A 3,575-nucleotide genomic window follows, 5' to 3' on the forward strand; every position below is an offset into this window, starting at 1 on the left:
CTTCCTGCTCGTTCAGGAGTTCATCCGCGAGTGGCCAGACCTGGCCGCCAGTCCGGTCGGAAGCCGGCTGATCGGCGAGCTCGCGGCCCAGTACTGGGTGCTGCGCCGGCTTTCGCTGGCCGTGGCCAGGGCGATCGACGCCGGCGGCACGCCCGCGGCCGAGGCCGCGCTCATCAAGGAACTGGGCACCCGATTCGAACAGGATGTCGTCAGCGCGCTGCGGGACTTGTTGGATCGCGAGCTCGTCTGCAGCCGGCAGTCGGCGCAGACACCGTCGTTGTTCGAACGGTTGTTACGCCGCGCTGTGCTGGACTCGCCGTCATTCACCATCCGAGGTGGTACCAATGAGGTGCTGCGCTCTGTCGCCGTCAAAGGTTTGTCGTGAGTGACAACGAACTGCATAGCGCTGCAGCGAAACTGTTTGCCGCGCACAGCCGCTGGCAGGATATCGGCGAAGCCGAAGCTACCGGTTGGGCGCCGGAACTATGGAAAGCGTTGCAGCAGAGCGGATTCAGTGATGTCCCAGTCCCGGAGGAACTGGGCGGAGCCGGGGGCACCGTTGCCGATGCGGTCCAGCTGCTCCGCGCCGCGGGAGCACACGCGGCACCGGTCCCCCTGGCCGAGGCCGGACTCGTCGGCGGGTGGCTACTGGCGTGTGCAGATCTCGCGCTGCCCAAGGGTGTTCGTACGGTACTGCCGCCCGCTGACACGCTCCGTCTCGACGGTGACCGGCTGTTCGGTACGGCGCCTGCCGTGGCGTGGGGTCACCGCGCCGAGCATGTCATCGGACTCGTCGACGGCGTCGTCGTGCTCGCGCCCGGACCGGCCGCACCATCAGGCGGCCCGGCCGTCAGCCGCGCAGCCAACCTCGCCGATGAGCCCCGTGACACAGTCATTTTCGATGGTGTGCCGGTAACCGCACGCGCCGACGCGCCGGACGGGGTCACCGAACAAACGCTGTGGGAACGCACCGCGCTGGGGCGTGCCGCGTTGATGGCCGGCGCGATAAGTGCAGTCGCGGCAATGACATTGCGCTACAGCGGCGAACGTGAGCAGTTCGGGCGCCCGATCGGTCGTTTCCAGGCCGTGCAAGCCCATTTGGTCACCATCCACCAGCAGGCCGCCGTGGTCGCATCGGCTGTCGACGGTGCGGTCGAAGCGGTCGAACTCGGTCGCGGTAGCTTCGAAATCGGTTGCGCTAAAATGCTTGCCGATCGGGCCGCGCAGCTGGTCACGGCGGCCGCCCATCAGACGCACGGCGCAATCGGTATGACGAAGGAGTACCCGTTGCAATATCTGACCCGTCGACTTTGGGCCTGGCGAGACGAAGCCGGAGGGCATCATCGCTGGGCGGACCGGCTCGGCGCGGCCCTGGTCGCCTGCGGTCCCGACACCCTGTACCCCGCCATCCAGTCCGGGTCCGAGGTGATGCAGTGAACCGACTGCAGCGCCCAGACGGGGTCACGTTGGCCTTCCAGGTGCACAATCCGCAGGCGCCGGGTGTGCCGCTTTTGCTCACGCACGGTTTCGGCGCCACCGCGGGCATGTGGGACCCGAATGTCGATGCCTTGAGCCTCGACCGGCCGGTCATCGTGTGGGACCAGCGGGGCCACGGCAGCAGCGACGCACCCGACGACATGAACCGCTACACCGAGCAGATCAGCGTCGCCGACATGGCGGCCATTCTCGACGCCGCGGGTGCCTATCGGGCTGTGCTCGGCGGAATGTCCTTGGGCGGCTACCTATCCCTGGCCTTCCACCTCGTCCATCCGCAGCGGGTGGCCGGGCTGGTGCTGGTCGACACGGGACCGGGTTACCGCAATGACGAAGCCCGTGACAAGTGGAATGCGTGGGTAGAGCGACGCGCCCAACAACTTGAGCGGGGCGAAGCGCCGGCCGACATCTCGGCGGAACTCGCGCAGGCGGTGCATGCGCATCCCGACGGGCTGCCCCGCGCCGCCCGCGGTGTCATGGCCCAAAAGGACGCTCGCGTGATCACATCGCTCGACAGCATCATGGTGCCCGCGTTGGTGATCGTCGGCGCCGAGGACACCGACTTCCTGGCCGGGGCCGACTACATGCACCGTCACATCCCCAATTCCCGCAAGGTTGTCATCGACAACGCTGGACATGCGGCGAATATGGACCAGCCCGAGGCGTTCAATGCGGCAGTGCGCGAATTACTGGAACAGCTGTGACCGCTCCGGATGTCACCGTCGAATCCGCCGGCCACGTGGCCGTGGTAGAGATCCATCGGCCCCCGAACAACTTCTTTGACACCGCCTTGATCAAGGGCATCGCCGACGCCTACGAGCGGTTGGACGACGACGTCGAATGTCGGGCGATCGTGTTGTGTGCGGAAGGAAAACACTTCTGCGCCGGCGCCGACTTCTCCAAGCCCGCCGAGGATCGTGTATCGCCCAATGAGCTTTATGCTCAGGCCATCCGGTTGTTCCGCACCAGCAAGCCGGTTGTCGCCGCGGTGCAGGGCGCCGCGATCGGCGGCGGACTCGGGCTTGCCCTTAGCGCAGACTTCCGGGTGGCCGCACCCTCCTCGAAATTTGCGGCCAACTTCAGCCGGCTCGGGTTTCATCCCGGCTTCGGGATAACCGCCACGTTGCCACGTGTCGTTGGCCAGCAGAAAGCCCTTGAGTGGATGCTCACCGGTGAGCGTTTCGGTGGTGAAATCGCCCACGCAGCAGGGTTGGTCGATGAATTGGCCGCCGACGGTGGTGTGCGCCCGGCGGCGATTCGGTTCGCCGAGCGTATCGCCGCCTCGGCTCCCTTGGCGCTGACAAGCATCCGTGCCACTGTGCGCGCCGGACTCGCCGAGGCTGTCGCCGCCGCCACAGCCCGCGAGCTCGAAGAACAAACCCGACTACAGGCGACCGCCGACTTCCGCGAGGGCGTGGCAGCAGCGGCCCAGCGCCGCGCTCCGACGTTCACCGGTCGCTGAAGGGTGCCGGTGCCCAACTAGCCTTGGTGGAGCTGTCGGGAATCGAACCCGGTGCAAAAATCGCTGTGACCTGCGGAAACGCTGAGATTGACGACGCGAAACAACGCGAAAGTACGCGAAACGACCTGCGGATACGCGAAAGGTGTTGACAGCGTCAACAGCCCGAACACATATCGCAGAGCCGTTGACATGAACCGCCCGCGCGAGAGATCAACTTGAGGAAGGGTCCCTGGGTCCATGCCAAAGACTGCACGGCGGCTGACGTGCCCTTCAGGGCGTGGGATCCCCGATCGGTCAGTCCGGGCGGTCAAGTAACCAGGGCGTCGACGGACTGGTGGGTGAGAAGGATTGCGTCACGAGTGGTCTGGGGTTGTGAACTGTTGCGCCGGAAGCGGGGTATTGCTAACAGGGCTGGTGAACCGGATCGTGTCGCCGCTGGCGTTGCAGATACAACGAACGCAACCGTCGGGCCGGGGTTCCGGGCAGTACCGACCTACTGATACCGCCAGACGCCTACCTGACCGGCGACCCCTTTGAGAGCCGCCAGCTCGCGCGCGCCGACGAGGCTGAGCGCCGCTGTCACCTCGGCCGCACCCGGCGCGTCGCGCACCGGATCGGT

The 3,575-nt window shown here is 66.3% G+C and carries 4 protein-coding genes; all 4 read left to right on the plus strand.

Translation table 11 applies throughout. From position 1 onward, the window contains the following. Positions 1 to 385: acyl-CoA dehydrogenase family protein (locus VEI45_RS00735; RefSeq protein ID WP_324849142.1), on the plus strand; the 385-nt coding region annotated here is incomplete at its 5' end. After that, a complete protein-coding gene (locus tag VEI45_RS00740; protein WP_324849145.1) occupies positions 382 to 1,437 on the plus strand; it encodes an acyl-CoA dehydrogenase family protein in 1,056 nt (351 codons plus the stop codon). The genes VEI45_RS00735 and VEI45_RS00740, both read left to right, overlap by 4 nt. Next, positions 1,434 to 2,198, plus strand: a complete 765-nt coding sequence (locus tag VEI45_RS00745) for an alpha/beta fold hydrolase (RefSeq protein WP_324849147.1) — start codon at positions 1,434 to 1,436, stop codon at positions 2,196 to 2,198. Before VEI45_RS00740 ends, VEI45_RS00745 begins: the two co-directional genes overlap by 4 nt. Beyond that, the gene (locus tag VEI45_RS00750) at positions 2,195 to 2,956 is read left to right on the plus strand and encodes an enoyl-CoA hydratase/isomerase family protein (protein ID WP_324849149.1); all 762 of its coding nucleotides are present in this window, start codon (positions 2,195 to 2,197) and stop codon (positions 2,954 to 2,956) included. Before VEI45_RS00745 ends, VEI45_RS00750 begins: the two co-directional genes overlap by 4 nt. Positions 2,957 to 3,575: the final 619 nt, after the last annotated feature.

Source organism: Mycobacterium sp. (assembly GCF_035623875.1).
Classification (GTDB): Bacteria; Actinomycetota; Actinomycetes; order Mycobacteriales; family Mycobacteriaceae; genus Mycobacterium.